The organism is Paraburkholderia ultramafica (genome assembly GCF_902859915.1).
In the GTDB taxonomy this organism is placed as follows: Bacteria; Pseudomonadota; Gammaproteobacteria; order Burkholderiales; family Burkholderiaceae; genus Paraburkholderia; species Paraburkholderia ultramafica.
The window spans coordinates 24197-50752 of sequence record NZ_CADIKK010000028.1 but is presented as its reverse complement, the minus strand read 5'-3'; the positions used below and the strand labels follow the sequence as shown (position 1 = coordinate 50752).

The 26556-nt window shown below is 60.9% G+C and carries 22 protein-coding genes, 1 tRNA gene and 3 pseudogenes; 18 read left to right on the top strand and 8 right to left on the bottom strand.

Features of this window, described 5'->3' with window-relative positions; genetic code table 11:
* Positions 1-1758: 1758 nt before the first annotated feature.
* Positions 1759-3687 (top strand): ATP-binding protein, encoded by a 1929-nt coding sequence (locus tag HV744_RS25905; protein ID WP_175152225.1) that lies wholly within the window; start codon positions 1759-1761, stop codon positions 3685-3687.
* A 189-nt stretch (positions 3688-3876) separates the two neighbouring features.
* Positions 3877-4078: pseudogene (locus HV744_RS37620) on the top strand (IS630 family transposase); the annotation flags it as partial.
* Between the two features lie 459 nt (positions 4079-4537).
* Here HV744_RS37620 and HV744_RS25900 read toward each other — a convergent pair.
* Positions 4538-4702, bottom strand: coding sequence for a hypothetical protein (locus HV744_RS25900; RefSeq protein ID WP_425497839.1), 165 nt, complete (start codon positions 4700-4702; stop codon positions 4538-4540).
* A gap of 7 nt (positions 4703-4709) precedes the next feature.
* A pseudogene (locus HV744_RS37615) lies at positions 4710-4967 on the bottom strand (multicopper oxidase domain-containing protein); the annotation flags it as partial.
* A gap of 496 nt (positions 4968-5463) precedes the next feature.
* Here HV744_RS37615 and HV744_RS25895 point away from each other — a divergent pair.
* Complete coding sequence (locus tag HV744_RS25895) at positions 5464-5730, top strand: pentapeptide MXKDX repeat protein (protein WP_175152224.1); 267 nt, start codon at positions 5464-5466, stop codon at positions 5728-5730.
* Between the two features lie 74 nt (positions 5731-5804).
* Here the strand turns inward: HV744_RS25895 and HV744_RS37610 are convergent.
* A pseudogene (locus tag HV744_RS37610) lies at positions 5805-6077 on the bottom strand (2,4-dienoyl-CoA reductase); the annotation flags it as partial.
* 2019 nt (positions 6078-8096) lie between these two features.
* Between HV744_RS37610 and HV744_RS25890 the strand changes: the two are divergent.
* The 6 genes from HV744_RS25890 to HV744_RS25865 all read left to right on the top strand — a co-directional run bounded on the left by HV744_RS25890 (position 8097) and on the right by HV744_RS25865 (position 12390).
* On the top strand, positions 8097-8486 hold the full coding sequence (locus HV744_RS25890; protein WP_175152223.1) for a hypothetical protein: 390 nt from the start codon (positions 8097-8099) through the stop codon (positions 8484-8486).
* 513 nt (positions 8487-8999) lie between these two features.
* Positions 9000-9224, top strand: a complete 225-nt coding sequence (locus tag HV744_RS25885) for a hypothetical protein (protein WP_175152222.1) — start codon at positions 9000-9002, stop codon at positions 9222-9224.
* Positions 9221-10150 carry a site-specific integrase gene (locus tag HV744_RS25880; RefSeq protein WP_175152221.1) on the top strand — a complete coding sequence of 310 codons (930 nt, stop codon included), beginning with the start codon at positions 9221-9223 and terminating at the stop codon, positions 10148-10150. Before HV744_RS25885 ends, HV744_RS25880 begins: the two co-directional genes overlap by 4 nt.
* Positions 10134-11084 (top strand): hypothetical protein, encoded by a 951-nt coding sequence (locus tag HV744_RS25875; RefSeq protein ID WP_175152220.1) that lies wholly within the window; start codon positions 10134-10136, stop codon positions 11082-11084. The genes HV744_RS25880 and HV744_RS25875 overlap by 17 nt, the downstream gene beginning before the upstream one ends.
* Positions 11081-11341 carry a DUF4224 domain-containing protein gene (locus HV744_RS25870; RefSeq protein ID WP_175152219.1) on the top strand — a complete coding sequence of 87 codons (261 nt, stop codon included), beginning with the start codon at positions 11081-11083 and terminating at the stop codon, positions 11339-11341. Before HV744_RS25875 ends, HV744_RS25870 begins: the two co-directional genes overlap by 4 nt.
* Complete coding sequence (locus HV744_RS25865; RefSeq protein WP_175152278.1) at positions 11341-12390, top strand: tyrosine-type recombinase/integrase; 1050 nt, start codon at positions 11341-11343, stop codon at positions 12388-12390. Before HV744_RS25870 ends, HV744_RS25865 begins: the two co-directional genes overlap by 1 nt.
* Before the next feature lie 72 nt (positions 12391-12462).
* On the opposite strand, the gene HV744_RS25860 is transcribed toward HV744_RS25865, so the two are convergent.
* From HV744_RS25860 to acs, 4 genes are all read right to left on the bottom strand, one after another.
* Positions 12463-12553, bottom strand: a tRNA-Ser gene (locus tag HV744_RS25860).
* Positions 12554-12613: 60 nt separating this feature from the next.
* Entirely contained in the window at positions 12614-14632 is a 2019-nt protein-coding gene (locus HV744_RS25855; RefSeq protein WP_175152218.1) for a sodium:solute symporter family protein, read from the bottom strand.
* A gap of 4 nt (positions 14633-14636) precedes the next feature.
* Positions 14637-15077: a DUF4212 domain-containing protein gene (locus HV744_RS25850; RefSeq protein ID WP_175152217.1), complete on the bottom strand. Its 441-nt coding sequence runs from the start codon at positions 15075-15077 to the stop codon at positions 14637-14639.
* Positions 15078-15236: 159 nt separating this feature from the next.
* Positions 15237-17219, bottom strand: a complete 1983-nt coding sequence (acs, locus tag HV744_RS25845) for an acetate--CoA ligase (protein ID WP_175152216.1) — start codon at positions 17217-17219, stop codon at positions 15237-15239.
* A gap of 518 nt (positions 17220-17737) precedes the next feature.
* Here acs and HV744_RS25840 point away from each other — a divergent pair.
* From HV744_RS25840 to HV744_RS25800, 9 genes are all read left to right on the top strand, one after another.
* Positions 17738-18277: a DMT family transporter gene (locus HV744_RS25840; protein ID WP_175152215.1), complete on the top strand. Its 540-nt coding sequence runs from the start codon at positions 17738-17740 to the stop codon at positions 18275-18277.
* 255 nt (positions 18278-18532) lie between these two features.
* Complete coding sequence (locus HV744_RS25835; protein WP_217469158.1) at positions 18533-19102, top strand: TIGR00645 family protein; 570 nt, start codon at positions 18533-18535, stop codon at positions 19100-19102.
* A gap of 54 nt (positions 19103-19156) precedes the next feature.
* A complete protein-coding gene (locus HV744_RS25830) occupies positions 19157-20680 on the top strand; it encodes a fumarate hydratase (protein ID WP_175152213.1) in 1524 nt (507 codons plus the stop codon).
* 188 nt (positions 20681-20868) lie between these two features.
* Positions 20869-21348, top strand: coding sequence for a bacterioferritin (gene bfr / locus HV744_RS25825; protein ID WP_175152212.1), 480 nt, complete (start codon positions 20869-20871; stop codon positions 21346-21348).
* A gap of 156 nt (positions 21349-21504) precedes the next feature.
* On the top strand, positions 21505-22392 hold the full coding sequence (murI, locus tag HV744_RS25820) for a glutamate racemase (protein WP_175152211.1): 888 nt from the start codon (positions 21505-21507) through the stop codon (positions 22390-22392).
* Between the two features lie 215 nt (positions 22393-22607).
* Positions 22608-22844 (top strand): (2Fe-2S)-binding protein, encoded by a 237-nt coding sequence (locus tag HV744_RS25815; RefSeq protein WP_175152210.1) that lies wholly within the window; start codon positions 22608-22610, stop codon positions 22842-22844.
* Positions 22845-23116: 272 nt separating this feature from the next.
* A complete protein-coding gene (locus HV744_RS25810; protein ID WP_175152209.1) occupies positions 23117-23854 on the top strand; it encodes an energy transducer TonB in 738 nt (245 codons plus the stop codon).
* A gap of 27 nt (positions 23855-23881) precedes the next feature.
* A complete protein-coding gene (locus tag HV744_RS25805; RefSeq protein WP_175152208.1) occupies positions 23882-24613 on the top strand; it encodes a MotA/TolQ/ExbB proton channel family protein in 732 nt (243 codons plus the stop codon).
* 16 nt (positions 24614-24629) lie between these two features.
* A complete protein-coding gene (locus HV744_RS25800) occupies positions 24630-25049 on the top strand; it encodes an ExbD/TolR family protein (RefSeq protein WP_175152207.1) in 420 nt (139 codons plus the stop codon).
* Positions 25050-25477: 428 nt separating this feature from the next.
* On the opposite strand, the gene HV744_RS25795 is transcribed toward HV744_RS25800, so the two are convergent.
* Positions 25478-26464 carry a LysR family transcriptional regulator gene (locus HV744_RS25795; RefSeq protein WP_175152206.1) on the bottom strand — a complete coding sequence of 329 codons (987 nt, stop codon included), beginning with the start codon at positions 26462-26464 and terminating at the stop codon, positions 25478-25480.
* Positions 26465-26556: the final 92 nt, after the last annotated feature.

Below are 26556 nucleotides of genomic sequence, written 5' to 3'. Positions count from 1 at the left end.
ACTATGTCTGCGATCGCGAGTTGACGCGCCAACCGCAACGGAATCGCAAACTACCCAGGAACTTACGGAGCTATGCATGGATCGTTCGCGCAGGGTCGTTGAAAGTCTCTTTCGACCCGACAAGGGCAATCGGGCGCTGGTCTCAATGACGGTTGCAAGGCTGAGATTGAGCGGTAGCGTCGTTGTCGTATGGTTGTGGATCTCGCATCCGCCTCCAATGCAGTCAACTTCAAACGCTTTGCGCTGCAGCTGTCTGCAACGCTGCGAGAAGACGTGCAGCGGACGCGGCGGCTAGAAGTTGCGCTACGCAGACCTGTTTCCCGATTCTTTTCGTGAGGCCCCCAGATGGGAAATTTCCGGAAGTCGTGTGCTTCATCCTTCGGGGTCGGGCAAAACACGATGAATCACTCTCAAGAGTTGGAGCCTCCACCAAACCCGGGGCGGTTCAGTACAGCCTTTTGATGGGAGACCACGGTGTTATAAGGCTTGGCGGTCGGGCGAGATGCTGTATATGTGAACAGTGTTTTCTATCTTAAGTCAGAAAAACACACACCTCTTTGCGACCGGCCAGAACTGCGGGGTAACCACGGTAACCGTATCCGGTGTCCGGAGAGTTGACTACTGCCCCATAGCGTACCTCCACCCCATGCACCCGAGGAATGAACGGGGCAAACCGTTTCTATATTGGGTTTCCGCTGATTCGCTTCTAACGTATTGCACAGAATGCAGGCACGAAACGACGCGATTGGCGAGCGACCAAGATGCAAATATTAGAAGCCGTTGGCCTCGACGTAAGACACCCGCGCCACACAGAACTAGAGCCATAGACGCCGCGCGGGCCTGCGGTAGAACGGCTCCGGACCGCGCCGCGTGTGAGATCTGGGAACGCCAATACGCATTGTGCCCCCTGCTGTATTGGCGACGCTACGGCGACCGCCCCTGACGTTGATGCCCGGTGTTTGCTCGGACTCGAATCCCGGATCTTCCAGCCTTACTGCGCTAGACGGGCTGCCCCCAGCAGAGCGCGCCCACCCTACTCGACTCCGGCAATCCGCCCGAGACGTTGACTTGCGTTTGGCAAACCCCATGAGAACCTCGTCCTGTCACTGCCATTCAACTCGCAGCGACAAGACGGGCGGGCGATCGATTAAAGGTCTGGTAGTCCCGCCTGCCCGCACTGTTCCTTTCGGGCATTCGGCTTAGGCCGCCTTGCCCGCCTTCTACCGATGGAGAAAACAAGAATGGACCGCCCCCCGCTCTGGAAGGTCTTTGTCGAAGAGTGCCGAGACTTCTTCCTTGACTGCATCCGGCCCCTGATTCTGCTCGCCCGCTGGATCAGGCGGCGCCACAAATAATTCTGCGGGCCGCGATGTGCCGCGACCCATCGCCAATTACACAAGGATTTCGAATGAAACTCCGTCGCATCATTTCCCTCGAGGAGTTCCGGCGCCGAGTGAACGATGGGATAGCACGTCCCGTGGCATGGAAACGCCGCGAGGCACGTGAAGAGCTTCGCGAACGCGTGAAGCGACTTCATGGACGCCGGCGCGTGGAACGTCACGTGCCCGTACGCGCACCGCGCTATCGGCGTCGCGAGGCACGCGGCTTTTATCGCCGCCGCTGGGGTCTGCCAGTATGGACGTACCACATGACCTAATTGCACGACCCCGACTTGCGTTGGCGATGTCGCGCGAGAAACTGGACACAAGAAGTCAAGAGCGTACGTCGCTCCATCCCCAACCTGTTTTCGAGGAACCCATGAATCTTTTTGGCATTCAGAAGCTGTATCGCGCGTACCGCGCGCCGGACCAACTTATCATCAACGGGGGCATTGTCACGGTTCCGCTCGAAGCGAAGATCACGCGCGCTGCGCCGACTGTCGTCGCGCGCACCGGACCTGCCCAACCGATTGAGGCTGCACCATCGACTCCCGCCGCTAGGGTGATGTCCGCGATGCCGGCGGGCTCTGCTGAGCCTGCTATTTCGACAGCCTCTCAAGAGCCAGCCATCCACGAGCCCCTCCCGAGGCCGACCGTCACCACTGAACAGCCGCGAGCGCCGGTTCCCCAAAAGCCGTCAGGCCTGGCGCAGCCGAAACAGCCGCCGCAGCCTGAATACACCTTCAATCATCTGGTGCAGCGCGCGCGCTTTAACTTCAGCGCCATCGTCGGCATGGCCGAGACCAAAAAGCGCATGCTGGCTGCCGCGAGGGAGATCCTCGCCTTGCAGGATCAGGGCAAGGGTACGCCGCAGGGACAGCCTGCCGCTAAATCGCGCAACGGCATGCTGTTCTTTGGCGAGCCGGGCAACGGCAAGACCCTGTTTGCCGAGGCGCTGGCCGGTGAACTGAACGTGCCGTTCCTGTCGATCGCCTACGGCGACGTCGCCTCCAAGTGGGTCAACGAGACCCCGCAGAAGATCAAGGCGGTGTTTGACCAAGCACGGCGCAAGGGCGCGGGCGTGCTGTTCATCGACGAATTCGATTCGTTCGTGAAGTCGCGCGACGCGGGCGGTGCGCACTCGATGGATCAGGACATGACCAACGTCCTGCTCACCGAGATCGTGTCGCTGCGTGGCACGCCGGTGGTGTTGGTGGCGGCGACCAATTTCATCGACAACCTGGACCGCGCATCGATCCGCGAAGGCCGCTTCGACTACAAGATCGAGGTGCCCCCGCCCGACTTCGAGGCCCGCAGGGCGATCCTCAACAAGACCCTGTACACGGCGTTCGGCCAGGGCTGCATCTACACCGGCACGTTGACGAACCTCGCGGAGCGCTGGGAAGGCTTCAGCGCGAGCCGCCTCGATTCGCTCGGTGGGCAGCTCAAGGAAATGCGCAATGACGGCACCTTTGGCCCGGGGCGCGTGACGTTCGATATCGCCATGAAGGCCATGCGCCTGCTGCAAGGGCGCAAGGGCAAGCTGCCGGAGAACGTCAAGCCGATCGACGAGATCATCATGCCCGAGCAATCGCGGGAGGTGCTGCGCGACCTCGCTTTCAAGATGAAGAACGTGTACAACCTCGAGAAGATCGGTGGCCGCATTCCTGCCGGGTTGGTGTTTGCCGGCCCCCCTGGCACCGGCAAGACTGAGGCGGGCAGGTCGCTCGCCAAGGAAAGCGACTTCGCGTTCCTGGAGACGACCGGCGCCAAAATCGTCGCCGATCCCGGGTTGTGGGACAAACTGGTGCGCGAGGCGCGCGATATCCGCCCGACCATCGTCTTTATCGACGAGGCGGACGACGTCCTGCGCGACCGGCGGTTTTCGAACGTTGCCACGCTCACCAACAACGTCCTCACCACAATGGACGGCGCCGCTGGCCGGATGCGCGACATCGTCTACATCGCGGCGACCAACCACCTGGAGCAGTTCGATTCGGCTGCCCTGCGCGGCGGCCGCTTCGAGGAGAAGATCCTGTTCGATGTGCCCGGCAGCGAGGACATGGCGCGCTATGCCAGCGCCAAGCTCACGAGGCTCGCCGGCAGCACCTACGAGATCATGCCGGATACCCGTGCGCGGCTGCTCGATATGCTCGCGGGCCGCTCGATCGCCGACGCGGACGCCGTTATGCAGAAAGCGATCGATGCCGCCGCGGTGCGCGCGCTACGCGAAAGCGTCAACGAGATCCGCCCAGAGGACGTCGAGCACGCTTCCCGTACGGTGCTGAACGAGCAGGAACTGGCGTAAAGGCGCAGCAGCAAAAGGGCTGGCGGCGGTGGCCGCCCGCTTTTTTGTAGTAGCCGAGACTCGATCTGACAGACTGTTGGGCCGATAAGAGAAGGTGGGCATCTGAGAGATGAGTATCCTTCGGGAAGACGAGCAGTCGAGGAAGGTACGCATTGGGGGGATTGCCCATAGCAGCATCGGCCTTGATGGCGCAAACCGGCCAACGGCTCGAGGCTCCGGTGCAGCCGCAAATTGGCCGCGCAATTGGGCGTGACTTTTATAACGGTGTAACGCATCTGGCGCGCATCGTCTCGATACCCGCGTGGTGTCCAAAGATCCGGATTTTGAGACGAAGGCCGCCGATGTGATCGGTCTGTACTTGGATCCGCCTGCCCATGCAGATGTGGTGTGTTCTGCAACCGTAAACGTCGGGGCGTGCTTTGTGGTGGTGAGCTGCTCGAAGTCCAGTTCGTTCAGAAGGCGCCGCGACAAGAAAACTTCGCGGCACTTTGCCAACAAGGCCTGGCTTCGATCCCTTTAACGGCAACGCTGGCGTGAGACAGCTTTTGTCCCACGCGAGCGCCAGAATGGTGGCACCGACCTTATCGCGCAGCGGGATTCGTGGGAACGCCTCGTGCGGGAGGCTAACGATATTCGCCCGGCGATCGTGTTCATCGACGAGGCCGCACGGTTGAGCTTCGCACCGGCCGGAGGCGCGACACCTCCCCAAAGGGTCGCGCTCTCAGCGAATTCGGCTATGTCAGCCTTTCCACTGTTTACAAGTGCGACCTTTCGCTCTTTTGCCGAATCGCTTTCTGACGAACAATGCTGAATTGGGTACCATTTCTGCAACTTATCGACGTAAGGCACCTCACGACGTTGGTGTGAATTGTGATTGTGAGACGCGCGCGTCGCGCCGGACCGTCTGGGGCGGAACGCCAAACCCGCGCACGAACGCCTCGCGCATATGGCGGCGGTCGCGAAAGCCGGTTTCTTTAGCGATGACTTCGAGCGGATGCCGGCTCTGTTCGATCATGAGCCCCCATCGTTGCGTAGCCATCGCCGCCCGAGATCTGCTGGCACTTGATCGCGCCGTTGATGACGCCTGTCGACGTGGAAGTCTGTCCGGTGTATGACGGCCCGGTGTAGGCTGGTTCAGGCGCTCCGGCAGGGAGCGCCGTCGGATGCGCCGACGTGGTTGGCGGGCATTGCACCCGGAACGACTGGGCGAATGAAGGAATGGCGAACAGCAGTAACAGCAGTGCTGCAACACTGCCGAGGTATGCGCGGGTACTGAACATATGACCTCCGTCCCAGGGGTCAGCCAGCGCGATACGCGCTGGACGTCATGCTCTACTGCGAGTGCGGGCTGCTCAAGCTTTTACATCTGCCCGTATCTGGATTCTGGACAAGAGCGACGGAGCCTGGGATGGGTCACCCCCCTACACTTGGGGTAGGGGGCAACCTAGCGGCGTTCTTCAAACCGGTCGGAGTACGCATTTGACGGCACGATGGGCTCGGACCGCGCTGTCGTAGACACTTATTCGAATTCGGCGGGCAGCGTAGATGACGCGTTGCGCTTTAGATAGATGGCGGGTCTTTACCCATGCGGATCGGAGGGAATCCCTACTGCTTCGCGTTGATTACCGACGCAAGAATGAGACGACAGAATGCCCCCCTCGCGGGCATCGGGACGACCAGGGTGACAGCGGGTTCGAGGCAAGATGAGGTCCGCATCGTCGAGCTACTGCCCTTGAGATTTCCGGCCTCACTAATGAATCGCTGAAGGATCACACCATGAACAAGCTTACCGCCACCCTTCTCGCCTGCTGCTTGACTTTGCCGATCGCGGGCGCCTTCGCTGCCGATAGTACGTCACCCGACCCCGCGTCTAAAGACGCAGTGAGTCAGGAGAGCATGGCAAACGATGCAACGGAACACGACGCGACGAGCGCCGACAGTATCGCCAAAGATGGGATGAAGGAAGACGCGCTGAAGGAAGACACGATAAGCCATGACAACATGGACAAAGATGGAACAAAGAACAACGAGGTGCCGCAGTAGTGGCCCTTGCGGAGTAGCACGCGGGGATCGCACCCGCAGGCCCCTCGCTCCGTGCCGAAGGGCCGCAAGGCCGTCTAGCGCATGGCCCGCCGCGCCGACCATTGCCGATCGCGCCGGGTATGGCAGGCCGTTGCCAACTGCTGCGACAGCAGGGCCCTGAGCGGGGACACCCGCGGATGCGTCTCCCGCCCCTGGCTCAGCCGCTTGAGCTGGAACTTGACCACCGCCATGCTGGCGAGCGCGCCAAGCGCCTTGTTCTTCCACGTGACAGGCCGTGCCGCCGGCGCGCTGTTCTTGCCGGCTTGCCAGTCTTTCTGCAGATTCGGATCGATGGACAGCGCCGTCGCGTATCAGGTTTCAGGCAGACAAACCCACACCCGGAGCCTGACGCACGGATTTTTCGAAACGCCAGAATCCCGCAAAGCCTTGTGGCGGAAGGCAGCCGACTCCAACAACCGCCCGGACAGCCCTGCCAGGTTTGACTCCCACCCTGCCCGATCACCGCCTACCCACGATCCTACCCATACTTCGTGGCGACACACGGAAACCAGTATCTAACCTGGTTTTCGCCGCATCAGTCGGCGCCACTTTCACGAGAAATTTCGGTCAGTCGTGCGACGCGCGACTGGCTTCCGCACAGCGGCTCCGCAAACGGCGCCGCGCACCTTGAAATCGATTCTCGACCACAGTCTTCTTCGCTTTTTGGTGTTTCGTCAAGCCGGTCGCACGCGTCATCAATCGCCTGAAAGAAGAGTATCCCCACTCGATTGTCAATTAGGCCGCTGGACGTTGGTAGATACGGCGTTTTCGCCCGCTCTTCCACCTCAGGATGTACATCGGCTGGAGCAGTGCTCTCCCTAATCAGCGACGTTCATGTAATCAACGAGTCGTCGGTGAAGTCATTCCGGATACGGCTGTGTCAGGGTGCATCGGGCGGCTCCATAACTCCGCGCATCCCTTACCCAGCAAGGGTTTCACACCAATTTACCATGCTGCACCTAGGTTCTTAAACGCAACAGCGGTGTGCGCCTCCTTCTAGAAAGTTGCCCGTCCGTTGTTACCGTCAGAGATCGAGTTCACAAGCTGCGGGACGGCTCCCTGCCTGAACCGAGTGGGCCGGCAAGTGGCCATGATATGCGCCGCACATACGCAGATACCCCTGTTGAATGGTGATCCGGGACTCTGTTGCCCACCGTCACTAAAGGCGCCACTAAGCCGTGTAAAAACCCGACGTCCAGTTGGACCCGCACGACCAGCGGATTTGTAGGAGAGGGTATCAAGCGGTTCGATCCCGTGTCCGCCAGGAATTCTGACCATCTGCTCGACAGGCTTGAAAGTGGCACTTAAGCCAGACTCTCGGCACGGGCAGGCACGGCACTGCTATACCACGACATCATGGCACGATCTATGTTCCACTTATGTGGCACTTCGCCCTCCCCGATCATCCCGTCGTAAGGAACACGTCGCGGCTTGCCAGGCAGGCAAGTAGCCCGATTCACCAACACAGACACGTCGACTTCCACAACAAAGATTGATGCTTCAAAAATTTTTGGTTCCGGGGTATTGCGTAAATGGTTGCACATCAGTTAATCTTGTCCGTGATTCCCAACGCCGGTGTTCCGGCATGCCGTTGGTCTTCTGATCAACACCCGATGAAAGAGCACCGAGGCGTGCTCACATGAAGAGAAAGCGTTTGGATCTTTGCATGATCTGAACGCCCCACCAGATCGCACATCTGCGAAGAGTGCGTTCGACAGCGACGCGAACGGCGCCTGCCGCTTGCGGGACGGGCACAGCCCTCCCATCCACCTCTCCGGAAACCAGATTCCTAGGTAATTGCGTCGCTTATTGCTGCCTTGTCACGCGAACAATCAACCGAAAGGGCTTCCCATATCAGCGCCGCCGGCGCCCCGCAATTTCCGACGTGATGCAGCTTAAGCATCCCGCTCGCCCCATTTGCACTGCCACCGCACAGTCATCAACATTTCTCTCAAAGTAATCCATTGCTATCAACGGGGTGCACGTAGGCCGCACGTGCAACCCCGTAAGAAAACGTATCGCGGCAACTCGTACTCCTGCGGGGGCGCGCCGGCTCCAGGCCGATCATCTTTCAACCAGTAGTTCGCGGGGCACTTATGTAGTCGTCGATTCAGGATGTGAAGCGGGACCACGGCAGAGTCCATTGCAAGCCCGCTTGCGTGTCGAAAGACACCCTGCAAGCTACCAATGACACACCAATGAGGAGCCGCGTTTGCCGCAGCTGAGACGCGAAGAGTCATTTTCCGGGCCAATGTCCGAGCATTGAATGCCCATGCTCAGACGTTGCCAACCTGCTGTCGATTTCAATACTATTGCGAGAGGACCAAATGTTTAACGAACCGGTATTTAGCAAAAGCACGATAGCGCTCGGGCTGGACCTAGGGTTTGGCCACACAAAATATGCCTTCCTCAACGAAGGAGGGATCCGAACTGGCAGTTTTCCCTCGATCGCGATTCGCTCAGCCGGGACCGATCTGGCATCCGTCGTCGAAGGCATCGGCGCACGCGACGCTGACCTCAAAGTCGAGGTTAGCGGCATCACTTATGTGATCGATACGTCTGAAAGTCAAAGCGTCGCATCAAGCGTAATCCGCACGGAGAACGACAATTTCCCGAGCACCGGTGAATATGCCGCGCTTGTGTTTGCATGTTGTACTCTCACAACGACCGTGCTTGTTTTTGAAACAACGCTGCTCTATTGCAGTACATTGGCATAAGTAGTCGTAGTCGTACCCGCCGCTACTGCGGCAGCCTCCGGGCACCCAAGGTTTGCTTCATATTAACGCGCAGGTGTTGCCGTTCGGTTTTGAGCGGCAAGTCAATTACGCAGGATTCTCTGCGTCACCGTAACCGCCCTTTCTGCTCGTCCGGGAAGAGAGGGCGTGTCTATTTGCGACCAAGAAACCAATCTGTCGTCGGGCTACGCCCCGTGGCGTTGACACACGTGTTTGCGAGCGCCGCAGCGCGCATCGCATCCGCGGTTCACGCCCGTCTCCTCAGATTGGTTCGCGTGCTCACTGTGGCATATAGCGGCGCCTTGTCCGCGATCCATCAATCCCCTCACGTTGAAATGGCTTCCGCGCCGCCGTTGCCGCCCCTGGTCAGGGTATGCCTCGCATCAACCCGCAAAGGTACCTGACCCGTCGCCCCCTGTGGGCGACGGCGGCATCTGGCCGCGCGGGTTGCATCCCCCCTTGTGGATGTGACACTCCCAATACGGAGGTCGAGCCATGCGCACACGCAACAAACCCTCAAAGCTGAACCGGGCGCCGATCGTTGATCAGATCCGCCGGTATACAACGGCGCGCTTGCAAGCGGTGGACAAGCGCGCTTACTCGCTTCAGAATCTCGCCGACAAGATTGAGGATCGGTTTCAGATCAAGGTTCACAAGTCGACCGTCCACCGCTTCCTCAAGGTCCTTGGACTCCATTTCGCCTGGGAGAAAGCGAAATGACCAAACGCCCCCACTCCGTCGAAGAATCCGCGCGCAAAAGTATCTCGAGCGTACTAGCATTGGGGCAGTCGAAGACTACCCTCGGCAAACTGGTCCGTCGTGTAATTAAGTCGGTGGGTACCGCTCGCAGTTTCGAGCAGTGTCTTCGGGATTTTCTGTGGTGGCGCGTCGCACAAGGCGCAAGCATCGACGCGCCTGTAACGCGCGCAGAAATAGAAGACTACCTGCGTCAAGAAAGCGTGCGGTGGCGTCAAAAGACCGTTGATCAACACCGGCAAGCATTGAGTCTGGTATATAGCGTGGCCCTGACCCACGTCGAGGCCGGGATCCCCACGATTGCCGTCGGACGGGCATATACGCTGGATCAAATGGAGCGAATCGCATGTCGTCAGGCATCGCACAATGCTCTTGCGACGAGGATTGCCTTTCATTCGGGTCTTCGGGCAGCCGAATTTCCGGAACTACGTGATGCTCCCGAACTTGCGCCGGAGGCGAATCGACCATGGCGCAACGATCTGTTCATAGGGATGGCAGGGGGTACTATCTACCGGACCGTCGGCAAAGGTGGGTTGGCGCGCAGCGTTCTGATCCCGCATGAGTTGCACCTGCAATTGCAGTCCCGTCGGCTTGACGCTCCCGCCGTCGTGATCGACCGGAAGGTACGCCGGACAGCACATTTTTGCGTCGGTGGGGGTCAAGCTGTTTCGGAATCCTTCTCATCGGCAAGTCTTCGAGTGCTGGATTTTTCCAACGGCTTCCACGGGCTGAGGCACGCTTACGCGCAAGCTCGCCTCGAAACGCTACTGAGTATGGACCTCGACCCACTGGACTGTCTGGAAATCACGTCCCAAGAAATGGGACATCTTCGCCCCGACGTCTCACTTGTCTATACAACTCGGAGCAAACCCCATGCCGCGGAGAACTGATCGGCCGGCAGGGATGCGCGCGCGTCGCGGCCGGAAAGGGGTACTCACCTACTATCTAGTGCGCCAGGACGGCTCAAAGCTCGTCCTGGGACAAAATCTGGAGCTTGCATATGCAAGGTGGGTGCAAGAACAGCGATCGCTAGTCCAGCTCGCGCGCCCGACGACCGCGATTGAATTGCTCGGCTGCTTTGAACAATGCGCGCTCCCTCTGTCAAGCGAACAGGCCGCCGCCCGCCGTCGCGCTGAGTTGACAACACTCCGCGCGTTCTTCACAGAACACGATGACCCGGCTTTGGAATCGATTGCCGGAGAAGAGCTTTTCCTGGCCTGGTATCGCAATGACAGTCGCTCAAGCCCATCCGACACCGCCATTCGGATGTTCAGGTTGGTGTGGATGTTCGCGTTGCAGCTTGAGATCGTTAAAAGCAACTGTCCATGGAAAACCTTCGATCTGCGCAAAATCCAGCTGAAGCTGGAAGCAGCCGATGTCGTCTGTCAGTTCGCGTCCCCTCCTTTGAAGGAATTTCTTGAAGAGCTTCTATGTAAAACAACCCGGACGTCGGTAAAGCCACCGAGCGATGTGAAACCCGAATATTCCGAGCGTTTGCAGGTTGAACTTACGCTTGCTATTTCGCGCGCTGTCGTGATGCTACGCAAATGCGGTCGCCCCGACCTCATAGCGCCGGTTCATCAACTCAAGGTCGACGAGTTGCTCTTGCTGCGGAACTCGTCCGTTCTTGAATTGGCGCGCCCTCCCGGCGCCATTTTTCTTGATCATCAACGTACGGAGGTCCTCGCTTCGCTGCGTACGGAGACTAACGCTTCGGGGCATCAGACCAAGCCTCGCACACTTCAGCGATTCAATCGAACTGCATCGCCCGAAGGTGATTCACAATTTCCCGGGTCGGTTGGTTTTACCGTGGAGGAACAATGAGCCAGAGACTCAGATCCACCGGGGAGTTAAAGCGGCCGACGGATTTCATGTTCCTGACCAAAGATGAACTGACCTATCTAACTGGAAGACGCCAGCGAGTTAGCCAAGCGCAAGCGCTTCGCGCAATGGGCATCGAACATCGAATCCGGCCAGACGGCCATATTGTAGTGCTACGCCGGCACGTCGAGCAGCTATTTGGCGCGGAAGCCGAACGTATAAACGCAGGTGAACCGGTCCCTAATTGGAGTGCCGCTTGATGCCGAAGAGGAGAAATTCCGAAAACCGCGGCTTGCCAGAGCGCTGGAGAAAATTTCATGGGGCCTACTATTACCGTGTACCGAATGGGCTTGAGAGCTCATGGGACGGAAAGAAGCAATTCCGCCTTGGCGGCACGCTGCCCGAAGCGTACAGAGTCTGGGCCGACCGGCTAGGATCCATCGATGACGCAAAAACTGTCGGCGACCTGTTGGAACGGTATGCGCTCGAGGTCGTACCTAAGAAAGAAATCACCACCCAGGCGCACAATGCGGTAGCAATCAAACGGCTGCGCGCCGTCCTCGGAAACATGCCACTTGCCTCGATTAAACCACGTCACATATATCAATATGTCGATAAGCGTTCGGCCAAGACCGCAGCGAAGCGCGAGATTGAGGTCCTGTCCCACGCCTACACGAAAGCCGTAGAGTGGGGATACTTGGACTCGCATCCGTTCAAAGGAGAGGTGCGGTTAGGCGGAGAAAGACCGCGCACACGATACGTTGAGGACTGGGAGATCGTGGAATGCCTTTCCCTGCAGTCGCGGCGGAAATCAGGCAGTGTGCTGGCGATCCAGGCGTACGCTCGCATCAAACTTCTCACCGGAATGCGCCGTGGCGACCTGCTTCGGCTAACGATGTCTGATCTGCAAGACGACGGCATTCATGTGACGCCCGGCAAAACCGAGGGCTCGACAGGAAAACGCCTAATTATCGAGTGGACTGACGAACTCCGCGCGGCCGTCGCCACGGCGAAATCGGTTCGTCCGGTTCCGCTCTCACCTTGGCTATTTTGCAATCGTAAGGGCGATTGCTACTTCAACCAGGTGGGACGCGCCGGCGGTTGGGACACGATGTGGCGTAATTTCATGGACCGCGTGCTGGAAGAAACGCAGGTGAAGGAGCACTTCACCGAGCATGATCTGCGCGCCAAATGCGCTAGGGATGCGGAGACACTTGAGCACGCACGTACGCTTCTCGCCCACGCAGACGGTAAGGTGACGGAACGTATCTATCGGCGAAAGCCTGAACGGGTGAAGCCGTTGCGATGAACTCTATGGCACAGCGCCTAACCTATGGCACAGCCGGCGAATTGGAACGGCCGCAAAGCCTTATAGGTCGGGTGGCGGAGAGACGGGGATTCGAACCCCGGATAGGCTATTAACCTATACACGCTTTCCAGGCGTGCGACTTAAACCGCTCATCCATCTCTCCGGCGGGGAGCCGAATTATAGCAAACTTCACGCCTTGCGCCACACCCCTGCGCAAACGCGCTCAAGGATGCCGGATATAGTCCACCAGCGCGATCGTATAGGCATCCGGTTTCCGGTCGAACATACTCACGCCGATCGCCACCAGAAACCCCGCCGGCACGCCGAACACGCCCGAGCTGATCGGCTCGATGCCGAACCATCGCGCGCCTGTGAAGCCCGTCATCTGCGTGAAGAACGGATACGTCGAGACGATGTAATAGATGCACACCACGAGCCCCGCCACCATGCCGGCCACCGCGCCGAGCCGCGTCGTGCGCTTCCAGAACACGCCTAGCACCAGCACCGGAAACAGACTCGACGCCGCCAGCGAAAACGCCGCGCCCACCAGGAACAGAATGTTCCCCGTATTCAGCGACGCAACATACGACGCAAACAGCGCCACCCCCAACAGCAGAATCTTCGAGATCGTCACACGCCGCTGACTCGACGCGGCGGGATCGACCATGTGGTAGTAGACGTCGTGCGACAACGCGTTGGCGATCGTCAGCAGCAAACCGTCGGCGGTCGACAGCGCCGCGGCCAGCGCGCCGGCCGCGATCAAGCCCGACATCACATACGGCAGCCCCGCGATCTCGGGCGCGGCGAGCACCACCATATCCGGCTGCATCTGAATCTCGCTCCAACGCACGATGCCATCGGCGTTCGTATCGGCGAGACTGATCAGGCTCGGCTCCACCTTGCGCCACTGCATCAGCCATTGCGGCAAATCGGCAAAGTGATGACCAACCAGATTGCTCAGAATCTCGTACTTGATCAGCACCGCCAGCACCGGCACCGTCAGATAGAACAGCGCGACGAAAAAGAGCGTCCAGCCGACCGAGCGTCGCGCGGACCCCACCGAAGTCGTCGTGTTATAGCGCGTCAGAATATGCGGCAGGCTCGCCGTACCGAGCGACAAACACAGTAGCAGCGACAGAAAATTGCGCTCGTGAGTGCGCCGGTCCTCATCGCTGACCACGGGAAACGGCTCATGCATCGGCACCGGCGCGGACGCGCGCATCAACATTTCGTCGCGGTGCTGGGTCCAGACGATCTGCGCGGCGGCGGCATCGCGGGGAAACTGTTCAAGCGCCCTTTCACGCTCCTTGATCTCGCGCAACGGACCATTGTGGCGGCGCAAATCGGCGACTTCCTGCGTGAGCCGCGACTTCTCGTCGACGAACGATTGCGGCAACGTGTCGAGCCGGTTCTGCATCAGCGTGGCACGACGTCGATAGTCGTCGCGCACGGTCTGCTCGAGCGGTGCGTCGCGCACCTGCTTCTCGAGCCCTTCCATGCGCTCCATCAAACGCCCGTAGCTGAATTGCGGCACCCAGCCAAGGCCGTCTTTATGCGCGATCATCGACACGGGAATCAGGATCGCCGCGATCAGGATGATGTACTGCGCGACCTGGGTCCACGTGACCGCGCGCATGCCGCCAAGAAATGAGCACACCAGAATGCCCGCGAGTCCGCAGAAAATGCCGACGGCGAAATCCACGCCGATAAAGCGCGTCGCGATCAGGCCGACGCCCTGAATCTGCGCGACCAGATAGACGAACGAGCACAGGATCGCGGCGAGCGCGGCGAGGCCGCGTACCGCGTTGCTCGAAAAGCGCGTGCCGAGAAAATCGGGAATCGTGTAGCGCGCGAGCTTGCGCACGTACGGCGCGAGCAGGAACGCGACGAGGCAATAGCCGCCGGTCCAGCCCATCAGATACGCGAGACCGTCATATCCGGTCGCATAGATCGAGCCGGCCAGCCCGATGAAGGATGCGGCCGACAGCCAGTCGGCCGCCGTCGCCATGCCGTTGAACGCGGACGGCACGCGCCGCCCCGCCACGTAGTATTCGACCAGATCGGAAGTACGCGACAGTACGCCGATCACCGCATACACCGCGATCGGCACGAACAGGAACACGTAGCCGATCCACACGCCGGAACCGGTGGTGCGCTCGATGCGCCACATCAAGTAAATAAACAGCAGGAAGCCGAGCGTATAGAGCGCGTACGAGCGGATCAGCCGGTGCGTGAGCTTCATCGGCTCAGTGTCCGCGCGCGCTCGGCGCGCCGGCATCGGCACTGATGTCCGCACGGGCATCGGCACTCGTGTGCGCGCTGGCATCGGCGCTGGCATCGGCGCTGGCGTCTGCGCTGGCATCCGCATCGAACGCGCGTTGCAGGCGGCGGTCGGCGCGCTGCATCAACGCGATATACACGGCGATCAGCCCGAGGTAGATCAGGATCGCGCCTTGCGCGCCGAAGTAGAACGGCAACCTGAAGCCGCCGACACGCAACTGCGCCAAAGCCGGCGCGATCAGCGGCAACACGAACGACACAATGAAGCCCAACGTCATCAGCGTCGCGATCAGCGCGAGATTGAAACGCCAATACTTTCGATGCGCGCGCGCCATCGCCGCCGAGACCGCAGGCGGTTCGGGCGCGGGATTGAGCGTAGCGTGAGAGAAGTGGTGCGGCGCGGCCATGCGCCTATTTATCAAAAAGCCACCGGGCAGGCAATCGGGATTGTCCGCGCGATGGCATCGATAGCCTCGCCGAAGTGATCAACACGTGATCGACCTCTGCGTCAGGTCAAGAGCGCATCGTTCGACGCACCCTTGCCATCAACCCAGATGACCCGGCGCTCAGAGCGACTCGCCGAGCTGATCGAGAATCGCCGGGTTCTCCAACGTGGACACGTCCTGAGTGATCGCCTCGCCTTTCGCGAGCGAGCGCAACAGGCGGCGCATGATCTTGCCCGAACGCGTCTTCGGCAGGTTCTCGCCGAAGCGGATGTCCTTGGGCTTGGCGATCGGACCGATCTCCTTGCCGACCCAGTTGCGCAGTTCGTTGGCAAGCTTCGCTGCTTCCTCGCCTTGCGGACGCACGCCCTTGAGCACGACGAACGCGCACACGGCTTCGCCGGTGGTCGCATCGGGCCGGCCCACCACCGCGGCTTCGGCCACGAGCGGATTCGACACCAGCGCCGACTCGATCTCCATCGTGCCGAGCCGGTGGCCCGACACGTTGAGCACGTCGTCGATGCGGCCCATGATCGTGAAGTAGCCGGTTTCCTTGTCGCGCACCGCGCCGTCGCCGGCGAGATACAGCTTGCCGCCGAGTTCCTCGGGGAAGTAGCTCTTCTTGTAGCGGTCCGGGTCGCCCCACACGTTGCGCAGCATCGACGGCCACGGACGCTTCATCACCAGAATGCCGCCCTGCCCGTTCGGCACGTCCTGGCCGGTTTCGTCGACGACCGCTGCCATGATGCCCGGCAGCGGCAGCGTGCATGAACCCGGCACGAGCGGCGTGGCGCCCGGCAGCGGCGTGATCATGTGGCCGCCGGTTTCGGTCTGCCACCACGTATCGACGATCGGGCAACGGCCGCCGCCGACGTTCTCGTGATACCACACCCACGCTTCCGGATTGATCGGCTCGCCGACCGTGCCGATGATGCGCAGCGTCGACAGATCGTAGCTCTTCGGATGCACCTTCGGGTCCGCGTCGGCGGACTTGATCAGCGAGCGGATCGCGGTGGGCGCCGTGTAGAACAGCGAGACCTTGTGCTTCGCGATCATGTCCCAGAAACGCCCGGCGTTCGGATAGGTCGGCACGCCTTCGAACATGACCTGGGTGCCACCGAGCGTCAACGGACCATAGGTGATGTAGCTATGGCCGGTGATCCAGCCGATGTCGGCGGTACACCAGAACACGTCGGCGGGCTTCCAGTCGAAGGTCCACTTCATGGTCTGCGCGGCCCACAGCAGATAGCCGCCGGTACTGTGCTGCACGCCCTTCGGCTTGCCGGTCGAACCGGACGTGTAGAGGATGAACAGCGGATGCTCGGCGCCGACCCACTCGGGCGCGCATTGATCCGATTCGGCTTGCGCGAGTTCGTGCATCCACAGGTCGCGGCCTTCGTTCCACGCGACCTTGCCGCCGGTGCGCTGATACACGATCACGCTCGTGACCGCTTCGCAGCCGCCCATCGCGAGGGCTTCGTCGGCGATGTTCTTCAGCGGCAAGGCCTTGCCGCCGCGCATCTGTTCGTCGGAGGTCACCAGCGCGACCGCGCCCACGTCCACCAGCCGCTCGTTGAGCGACTTCGACGAGAAGCCGCCGAACACCACCGAATGCGTTGCGCCGATTCGCGCGCAAGCCTGCATCGCGACGACGGCTTCGATTGACATCGGCATATAGATCACCACGCGGTCGCCCTTCTTCACGCCGCGCTTCTTCAGCGCGTTCGCGAAACGCGACACGCGTTGCAGCAGATCCTGATAGGTGACGTTGGTGACGGTGCCGTCGTCGGCTTCGAAGATGATCGCGACGCGCCCGCCGTTGCCGGCTTCGACGTGACGGTCGATGCTGTTATACGACGCGTTCAGCTGGCCGTCTTCGAACCATGTGTAGAACGGCGCTTGCGATTCGTCGAGCACCTTGGTGAAGGGCTTGCTCCAGCTAAGGGTCTCGCGGGCGAGGCGCCCCCAGAAACCATCGTAATCGCGCTCCGCTTCGGCGGCCAGCGCCCGGTACGCGTCCATGCCGGAGATCGTGGCACCCGCCGCTGCTTCAGCGGAGGGCGGGAAAACACGGCGTTCCTGAAGAACCGATTCAATCGCAGACATCGATAACCCCTTGGTGAAGATGAAACGTAAAACCTTTGGCAGCGCACCCATGGCGCGCCATGTCCTGTTGACGCCGCCATCGGTGACCGACGCGCGGCGCGCTGTCTCCAACCCTCGCGCCTCGATCGCCGATCGCTGCGCCGTGGCTCGCTGGCCTGCGCTGGGCACTCATGCGGCACTGCAATATGAATGCGTGCGAAACCGGCTTACCGCTCTCGTGTTCAAACATAAGCGCTGCAACTTACCGGCCACTTACGCGAGCGGCATCGGCTTGCAAGCGAAAACCCTTAGCCGCTGCCTGGTCGCTGACAAGGCACACGCGACACCTACGCGGAGCCCATGCAGCAACGCACAAGCGGCGCATTCAACGCAACGTACGCATCCTACTCGTTACGTCGCGTTCACGTATTCGAAGCGGCATAAGGCTGCGCCGCAAGGTTGAGCGTCCGCCTCGCGCCTTTACGCTGGCTCGCACGGCCTCTTACAATGCTAACTGAACTAGCCGCCCGGATTCCAGCTTGAATCGCTACGCCCTGCTTCTCATTACCTCGATGCTGCTGGTCGGCAGCAATGTCGGAATCGGTAAATCGATCGTCGAGTTTGTCCCCGTCCCTCTGTTTGCGCTGCTGCGCTTTGTGATCGCGATGGCGGTGCTATGGCCGCTGCTGCGCGTGGCCAAACTGCGCCGCGTCAAGCGCGATGAATGGGTCAATCTGTTTCTGCAGGCGCTGTTCGGCACCTTCGGGTTTACGCTGCTGATGCTCAACGGCGTGCAGCGCACCAGCGCGGTGGCGGCCGGCGTCTGGACGCTGCTGTTGTGGTACGGACTGTCGGCCAGCATCTTTTCGTTCTGGCTGTGGATGAAGGGTATCCGTCACGTGCCGGGCAGCCTCGCAGGCGTCTTCAGCGCCGTGCTGCCGGTGGCCGCGGCGATCTACGGCATCACGTTTCTCGGCGAACGCCCCACGCTCGCGCACGGCTTCGCGCTCGCCTGCGTGATCGCGGGAATCGGGCTGGCGAGTCTGAAAGCCAGACGGGTGCCGCCGCTCGCGTCCTGAACAAGCCGCCGCCCACGCTGCCCGCCGCGCCGCAGCAAATTCACCCGACGCTGTACAATGGCACGCCTGACGCGAGCTGTTCCGGCCTTCCATCGCCGTGCACCGCGGCGTCTGCGCCTGGTTTTGCGTGTCTGATCCACGTGCGTCGTCTGCACGCCGGGTCGGCGAATTTAGTCCGTGTTCCGTCACCTGCGTTTCATCCGACTCTTGCCTATGTCCGCTCCGCGACTCGACTCCGCCCGTCAGCGCCGCCCGATGCGCCCGCTGCCGGTCATCATCTTCATGAGCCGTTGGCTGCAAGTGCCGCTCTACCTGGGCCTGATCGTCGCGCAGGCCGTCTACGTCGTGCTGTTCGTAAAAGAAGTCTGGCACCTGGTCACGGCGTCGATGACGCTCGACGAAACCAACATCATGCTGGTCGTGCTCGGCCTGATCGACGTGGTAATGATCTCGAACCTGCTGATCATGGTGATCATCGGCGGGTATGAAACCTTCGTGTCGCGCCTCGGTGTTGAGGGACATCCGGACGAACCGGAATGGCTCGACCACGTGAACGCCGGCGTGCTGAAAGTCAAATTGTCGATGGCGCTGATCAGCATCTCGTCGATCCACTTGCTGAAGACCTTCATCAGCCCCGATCAGAACACGACTCACACGATCATGTGGCAGGTCATCATCCACGTGGCGTTCCTGGTGTCCGCGCTGGTCATGGCGCTGGTCGACCGCCTCACCACGCACACGCATCCCAAGCATTTCGAAGAGCCCACGGTACTGCACGCCGTGGGTTCCGCAAAACTTTCCACTCCCCTGAAGGCGCACGACTGACCGCACTGCGCTGCGTGTCTGACAACAAGCGCCATTGTCCCCACTGAGCTAGCCATGACCGTCATCAAACAGGAAGATCTGATTCAGAGCATTGCTGATTCGCTTCAGTACATCAGCTATTACCATCCGCTCGATTACATCCAGGCCTTGGGCCGCGCTTACGAACTCGAACAGAGTCCGGCAGCGAAAGATGCGATCGCGCAGATTCTCACCAACAGCCGCATGTGCGCCGAAGGCAAGCGCCCGATCTGCCAGGACACCGGCATCGTCACGGTGTTCGTGAAGGTCGGCATGGACGTGCGTTGGGACGGTGCGACGATGGGCGTCACCGAGATGATCAACGAAGGCGTGCGCCGTGGTTATCTGAACCCGGACAACGTGCTGCGCGCGTCGATCGTGAGCCCGCCGGAAGGTGCGCGCAAGAACACGAAGGACAACACGCCGGCCGTGATCCACTACGAGATCGTGCCGGGTAACACGGTCGACGTGCAGGTCGCGGCCAAGGGCGGCGGCTCGGAAAACAAGTCGAAGTTCGCGATGCTGAATCCGTCGGATTCGATCGTCGACTGGATCCTGAAGACCGTGCCGACCATGGGCGCGGGCTGGTGCCCGCCGGGCATGCTTGGCATCGGCATCGGCGGCACCGCTGAGAAAGCGATGGTGATGGCGAAGGAATCGCTGATGGACCCGATCGACATTCAGGACGTGATCGCCCGCGGCCCGCAGGACTGGATCGAAGAACTGCGCGTGGAACTGCACGAGAAGGTCAACGCGCTCGGTATCGGCGCGCAAGGTCTCGGCGGTCTCGCCACCGTGCTCGACGTGAAGATCATGGCCGCGCCGACGCACGCCGCGTCCAAGCCGATCGCGATCATCCCGAACTGCGCCGCCACGCGTCACGCGCACTTCACGCTGGACGGTTCCGGCGTCGCCAGGCTCGAAGCGCCGTCGCTCGACGCATGGCCGAAGGTGCAGTGGGAACCGAATACGGAAACGAGCAAGCGTGTCGATCTGAACACGCTGACGCCGGAAGAAGTGGCCGGTTGGAAGCCCGGCCAGACGCTCCTGCTGTCGGGCAAGATGTTGACGGGCCGCGACGCCGCGCACAAGCGCATCGCCGACATGCTGGCGAAGGGCGAAAAGCTGCCGGTCGACTTCACGAACCGCGTGATCTACTACGTCGGTCCGGTCGATCCGGTGCGTGACGAAGCGGTCGGCCCGGCAGGCCCGACCACCGCAACGCGTATGGACAAGTTCACCGAGACGATGCTGTCGCAAACCGGTCTGATTTCGATGATCGGCAAGGCCGAGCGCGGACCGGTCGCGATCGAGGCGATCAAGAAGCACAAGGCCGCGTATCTGATGGCCGTGGGCGGCGCAGCATACCTCGTGTCGAAGGCGATTCGCAGCGCAAAGGTTCTGGCGTTCGAAGATCTCGGCATGGAAGCGATCTACGAGTTCGACGTGCAGGACATGCCGGTGACGGTCGCGGTCGACTCGAACGGCACCTCCGTGCACCAGACCGGCCCGAAGGAATGGCAAGCAAAAATCGGCAAGATTCCGGTCGCGGCGGTCTAATGAATCGCCGTTGACGCCTGTCACGTGAGTCGAAAAGCCGGGGCTGCAATCCCGGCTTTTTTTATGGCCGCGCGACAAGGTGCGCGATACCTGAAAACAATGTCAAAAGATCGGTCTGTTTCCTTGGCTTTTTCAGGTATGGCGTTTATTGTTGTTGGAAATTCAAAGTGCCCACATAAGGAAATATCATGCAAGGCGACAAGAAAGTTATCGAGTATCTGAACTCGCAGCTGAAGAACGAATTGACGGCCATCAACCAGTACTTCCTGCACGCGCGGATGTACAAGCACTGGGGTCTCGACAAACTCGGCAAGCACGAATACGACGAATCGATCGGCGAAATGAAGCACGCCGACTGGCTCATCGAGCGCATTTTCATGCTCGACGGCCTGCCGAATCTGCAAGACCTGCACAAGCTTTTGATCGGCGAGGAAACCAAGGAAATCCTCGAATGCGATCTGAAGCTCGAGCAGATTTCGCAAGGCACCTGCAAAGAAGCCATCGTGTATTGCGAGTCAGTTCGCGATTTCATCTCGCGCGAAATCTTCGTGAAGATTCTCGACGACACGGAAGAGCACATCGACTGGCTCGAAACCCAACTCGACCTGATCGACAAGGTCGGCATCCAGAACTACCAGCAAAGCGCAATGGGTTCGGTCGAATCCTGATCGAGCCGCGCTGAAATTGCCCGCGCGCTGGCCCATGGGTCTGCCCATTTGCGACGGCATTCGAGATGGCCTGCGCCGCGCGGGCGATATACTTGCGCACTTTCCCGTTTTTGCGGGTTCACCTTGACCCCCGCGCCACGCGCATTCTCTTCGCCTATGCCTGCACAATCGCCGTCCCCGACTGTCCGGACATTTACCTCGGGCGCCGTTTCGCGCGCGCCGGTCGGCATTTTCGATTCGGGTCTGGGCGGTTTGTCGGTGCTAAGAGCGGTCCGGGCGCAACTGCCTGACGAATCGATCCTGTACGTCGCCGACTCGCTCTACGCGCCCTACGGCGAGCGCGACGACGACTTCATCGCCGACCGTACGCTCGCGATCGGCGAATGGCTGGTCAAGCAGGGCGCGAAAGCGCTGGTGGTCGCGTGCAACACCGCAACCGCCCAGTCGATCGCGCTGGTTCGCGAAAAGCTGCCTATTCCGCTGGTGGGCGTCGAACCCGGCGTCAAACCTGCCGCGCTGCAGTCGAAAACCCGTGTCGCCGGCGTGCTCGCTACGCAGGTGACCTTGCGCAGCGCCCGCTTTCAGGGACTGCTCGAGCGCTACGCCGCGGATTGCCGCTTTCTGTGCCAGCCAGGCCACGGGCTCGTGCAGGCCGTCGAACGTTGCGATGTCGGCTCGGCCGAGTTGCGCGCGCTGCTGCGCGATTACCTTCAGCCGATGCTCGATGCGGGCGCCGACACGCTGGTGCTCGGCTGCACCCACTATCCGTTTCTCGATGCGGCGATCCGCGATATCGTCGGCGATCGGCTCACGCTGATCGACACGAGCTTGGCCATCGCGCGTCAATTGGAACGCGTGCTGGATCAGCATGGCCTGCGCGCCGCTACGGAAAGCGCCTGTTCTGCTCTGCCCCGTTTTTATTCGACCGGCGACGGCACCCATCAGCAACAGCTTGCGGCAACCCTCTTGCACATCGACGCAACAGTCGAGCGCGTGCAGATCCAGTCGCGCCGCACGGCAGCGCCGGATTCCCAGGCGGCATAAAGCCCTCTGACGCGGCGGTATAGCGCCGTCGCAGCGCGTTTTTGCCTACCTTTCAGGCACATTCGCGCCAATCCTGTCGCCCGCGCCGAACGCTATCCTTAGACGAAACCCTTCTAACAGTCTGGTTTTGTTACAAAAAATCACGCAGGAGGCTTGCCAAACGGCCCAAACAAAATGATAATAATTCCCATTAACGTTAGCTATGACGCCCTGCCATGATTGTCTGTGTCTGCAAGTCTGTTTCTGACCGCACGATCCGTTCCGCGATCGCGGATGGCGTCGACTCGTTCGACGAGCTTCAGTTTGAACTCGGCGTCGCTTCCTGCTGCGGCAAATGCGAAGAGTCCGTGCGCGACGTCATGCTGCAAAGCGGCGTGTGCGCAAGCCGTTGCGGCGTCGAGCATCATTCGCAGGCCGTACCTCTCACGTTCTACGAACGCAAGGCCGCCTAAAGCCAGCTTTCGGGGCGCGGCGCGAGCCGTGCCCGGAGTGCTCAACGCCCCACGGCCTGATGCGCCGCTTCACGCGCTGCATTACGCGTCATTCCACTGCCGTCAGCAAGCCAGTATTCGTACCAGCCAGCTACCCGCTCACTCGTCAAAAGGAGTTCGAGATGGAATTGCTGATTGGTTTCGTGACTACTTTGTTTATTTCGCTGCTGATCTTCCGAACATGACGATGTCTTGTCTGACGCGCTGCTTCGACAGCGCGCTGCCACGCTAACATGCAGGCCTCGCCTACCGTTTCCGCCAGCGCCACGCCGGCCTCGCCCTCTCGTACGAATTCCCGCGCGTTGACCGCAACCGCCGTAGTGGCGGTAGTTCACGTTGCGCTGCTTGCCGTGATCATGACGTTGCGTCATGAACCCGTGCAGCCTACGCTCGAATCACACGTGATGACCGCGCAATTGCTGCCGCCAGCGCCGCTCGCCGCGCCGGTCGCGATGCAGTCGCTCGCGCCGCCCCCGCCGAAGCCAACGCCGCCGGTTCATACGAAACCCAAGGTCCAGCCGAAGCCGACACCGACGCCCAAGCCATCGCCTACCCCATTGCCCGAGGCGGCCGCGCCATCGCCGACGCCTGTCGCGGCCCCGGATCCGACGCCGCCTACGCCCGCCGCACCGGCGGCACCGCCGGCCGCGGCGGCGCCCGCGATCGGCCGTCAGACGATGGAGATCAGCGCGCCGAAGAACGTCGCGCACCTCGACTGCAATATCGCCAAGCCCGACTACCCATCGCTATCGAAGCGGCGCGGCGAAACCGGTACGGCGTCGGTGAGGTTCGTGGTCGGCCTGAGCGGAAAGCTCGAAAACATCGAGTTGAAGAAGAGCAGCGGCTTCAACCGTCTTGACGATGCCGCGCTCGCCGCCGTGCATGCGAGCGCCTGCAAACCCTACGTTGAAAACGGCCAGCCGGTTCGGGCCGCATATACCCAGCCTTTCGACTTCAATCTGACCGATTGAGGCAGCTTTTAAAAATAAGGAATTGCAATGCAGAACTACGGATTGGCGCACGTTTGGGCGCAAGGGGACTTCGTGACGCGCGGTATCGCGCTCGCGCTGTTGATCATGTCGGTGATGTCGTGGAGCGTGATCGTCATCAAAGGCTGGAATGTGATGCGCCTGAAGCGTCTCACGAAGAATGCCGAGCAGGCGTTCTGGCATTCGGACGATCTCGCCGACGGCGTGAAGAAACTCGGCGCCGGTTCGTCGACGCCGCACGACAATCCGTTCCTCGCGCTGGCGCTGTCGGGCCAGGAAGCGGCCGATCATCATCATCAGACGCAGCCGCATCTGCACGACCGCATGGACGTGTCGGACTGGGTCACGCGCTGCCTGAAAGACACGATGGATGAAAGCGTCGCGCGCATGCAGAGCGGCCTCGCAATTCTCGCGTCGATCGGCAGCACGGCGCCGTTCGTCGGTCTGTTCGGCACGGTGTGGGGCATCTATCACGCGCTGCTGGCGATCGGCGCAAGCGGCCAGTCGTCGATCGACCAGGTCGCCGGTCCGGTCGGCGAAGCGTTGATCATGACCGCATTCGGTCTGTTCGTCGCGATCCCGGCGGTGCTCGGCTACAACGCGCTGACGCGCGCCAACAAGGCGGTCGTCGCCAAACTGAGCCGCTTTGCGCATGGCCTGCATGCGTTCTTCGTGACGGGCGCGCGTCTGTCGTCGTCCAAGCGCGGCGACGGCCTGCGTCTCGCGACCCGCACGAACTGATCGACGAGGCACTCCGATGGCAATGAGCCCCTTCGCCGGCGACGATGACGACGGCCTGATGAACGAAATCAACATGACGCCGCTCGTCGACGTGATGTTGGTTCTCCTGATCGTCTTCATGGTGACGATTCCGGTGATTCGTCACGCGGTCAAAATCGATCTGCCGCATGCGAGCAGTCAGAAGGAAGAGACGAAGCCCGCGCAAGTGACGGTCGCGATCGACGCGGACGGCAACGTCCTGTGGAACGACCAGAAGGTCGACGAAGCAGCGTTGAGCGCGAAGATTGCAGAGGCCGCGCAAGCGAGCCCGCAGCCGGAACTGCATCTGGACGCGGACCGCAAGGTGCCGTACGAGAAAGTGGCGCAACTGATGTCGGCGGCGCAGGCCGGCGGCCTCACGAAGATCGGCTTCGTCACGCAGCCCAAGGGCAAGTAAGCAGGCAACCAGGCCGACAAGCAACGCTGCAAGAAGCGCTGCAAGCGAGCACGCGGCGCTTTACACAGCGCCTGCCGAAAAGCGCAGAAAAGCCCTTGCAACAAGGGCCAAAAAGTAAAAGGCCCTCATCGTCAGATGAAGGCCTTTTTTTGTGCGCACTCGGCGCCTTCGGGCGGCGGGCTCACTTGCCATTTGAAGATTGATAGCTGGAGTCACCGCATGCGACAGCCGTGATCGACACGGACAGCGCGGTCAGCCCTATCAGGCCCGCTATGATAGCGGCCATGAGTTTCCGCATAAGAGACTCCTTAGCGAAGGGATTCCACTATAGGCCTGTGAGCGCGCGCATTCAAGCAAACGGCCATTGAAAGTACTCATGACAAGCCACGCTTAAATGCTAAAAGCGATATAGCGTTGCGGAAGGCCAGCTAGGGCGCAACTGCAAGCGACGGTTGCGCCGCGGCCTTTTCCTCCCATGCCGGACATTCGCCCATGATGTGTTTGCCGTCGTCCGGATCGAGCATCTCGACCAGATAATCGACGAACGCGCGCACCGCCGGCACCATCCCCTGGCGCGACACGAATACGGCGTACAACTGCGGCGTCGGAAAGGTCCAGCCCGGCATGACCGGCGACAATTGCCCCGCGCGCAACGCGGCACCGTACATCATCTCCGGCAGCGCGGCGATGCCGACGCCGGAGAGCACCGCCTCGCGAATCGTCATCAGATCGGCGGTCACGAGTCGCGGCTCGTGTTCATGCGCGTGACGCGTGCCGTCGGGCGAGATCAGGTTGTAGACGTGGCGTCCGTCGCTGGTCGGTACGTCGAGCGTTTCGAAGCGGCTCAGATCGGCTGGCAACAGCGGCGGCGCATTCTGCTGCAACAGACTCGGCGCGCCCACCAGCATCTGCTGCGTGCGCCACAGCGGCCGCACGACGATGTTGGCGTTTTCCGGCGGGTCGGAGCGCACGCGCAGCGCGACGTCGATCGAATCCTCGAACAGATCGACCACGCGGTTCGTCACCCGCATCACCACCCGCACTTCGGGATAGCGATGCATGAATTCCGGCAGGATCGTCGACAGGATGGTCTGCGAGATCGTGACCGGCACGCTGACGCGCACGGTGCCGCGCGGCGACGCGCGCAGTTGCTGCACGACGTTGACCGCCGCCTTCGCCTCGCTCAGCATCGCCTGACAATGCTGGTAAAACAGTTGGCCGGCTTCGGTCAGCGCCAGCTTGCGCGTGGAGCGCTGCAACAGGCGCACGCCCAGCGACGCTTCCAGCTCGGTCAGCCGGCGCGACAGGCGCGACTTGGAGATGCCCAGCACCCGTTCGGCGGCGGAAAAACCGCCATGTTCGACGACCTGCGAGAAGTACATCAGGTCATTCAGGTTGTGTGAATCGATCTTCATCTCATCGTTCCATTAATAGAACAATCCATTGCGTGACGGCGGCTGGCACCTCTAAAAACGGTCCCTATAATAGCTCGATGTTTCAAAAATGA

Coding starts and splice junctions, on each gene's coding strand:
- HV744_RS25905 (WP_175152225.1), top strand. CDS start 1,759: ATGAATCTTTTTGGCATTCAGAAGCTGTATCGCGCGTACCGCGCGCCG.
- HV744_RS25900 (WP_425497839.1), bottom strand. CDS start 4,702: ATGATCGAACAGAGCCGGCATCCGCTCGAAGTCATCGCTAAAGAAACC.
- HV744_RS25895 (WP_175152224.1), top strand. CDS start 5,464: ATGAACAAGCTTACCGCCACCCTTCTCGCCTGCTGCTTGACTTTGCCG.
- HV744_RS25890 (WP_175152223.1), top strand. CDS start 8,097: ATGTTTAACGAACCGGTATTTAGCAAAAGCACGATAGCGCTCGGGCTG.
- HV744_RS25885 (WP_175152222.1), top strand. CDS start 9,000: ATGCGCACACGCAACAAACCCTCAAAGCTGAACCGGGCGCCGATCGTT.
- HV744_RS25880 (WP_175152221.1), top strand. CDS start 9,221: ATGACCAAACGCCCCCACTCCGTCGAAGAATCCGCGCGCAAAAGTATC.
- HV744_RS25875 (WP_175152220.1), top strand. CDS start 10,134: ATGCCGCGGAGAACTGATCGGCCGGCAGGGATGCGCGCGCGTCGCGGC.
- HV744_RS25870 (WP_175152219.1), top strand. CDS start 11,081: ATGAGCCAGAGACTCAGATCCACCGGGGAGTTAAAGCGGCCGACGGAT.
- HV744_RS25865 (WP_175152278.1), top strand. CDS start 11,341: ATGCCGAAGAGGAGAAATTCCGAAAACCGCGGCTTGCCAGAGCGCTGG.
- HV744_RS25855 (WP_175152218.1), bottom strand. CDS start 14,632: ATGAAGCTCACGCACCGGCTGATCCGCTCGTACGCGCTCTATACGCTC.
- HV744_RS25850 (WP_175152217.1), bottom strand. CDS start 15,077: ATGGCCGCGCCGCACCACTTCTCTCACGCTACGCTCAATCCCGCGCCC.
- acs (WP_175152216.1), bottom strand. CDS start 17,219: ATGTCTGCGATTGAATCGGTTCTTCAGGAACGCCGTGTTTTCCCGCCC.
- HV744_RS25835 (WP_217469158.1), top strand. CDS start 18,533: ATGCGCCCGCTGCCGGTCATCATCTTCATGAGCCGTTGGCTGCAAGTG.
- HV744_RS25830 (WP_175152213.1), top strand. CDS start 19,157: ATGACCGTCATCAAACAGGAAGATCTGATTCAGAGCATTGCTGATTCG.
- bfr (WP_175152212.1), top strand. CDS start 20,869: ATGCAAGGCGACAAGAAAGTTATCGAGTATCTGAACTCGCAGCTGAAG.
- murI (WP_175152211.1), top strand. CDS start 21,505: ATGCCTGCACAATCGCCGTCCCCGACTGTCCGGACATTTACCTCGGGC.
- HV744_RS25815 (WP_175152210.1), top strand. CDS start 22,608: ATGATTGTCTGTGTCTGCAAGTCTGTTTCTGACCGCACGATCCGTTCC.
- HV744_RS25810 (WP_175152209.1), top strand. CDS start 23,117: ATGCAGGCCTCGCCTACCGTTTCCGCCAGCGCCACGCCGGCCTCGCCC.
- HV744_RS25805 (WP_175152208.1), top strand. CDS start 23,882: ATGCAGAACTACGGATTGGCGCACGTTTGGGCGCAAGGGGACTTCGTG.
- HV744_RS25800 (WP_175152207.1), top strand. CDS start 24,630: ATGGCAATGAGCCCCTTCGCCGGCGACGATGACGACGGCCTGATGAAC.
- HV744_RS25795 (WP_175152206.1), bottom strand. CDS start 26,464: ATGAAGATCGATTCACACAACCTGAATGACCTGATGTACTTCTCGCAG.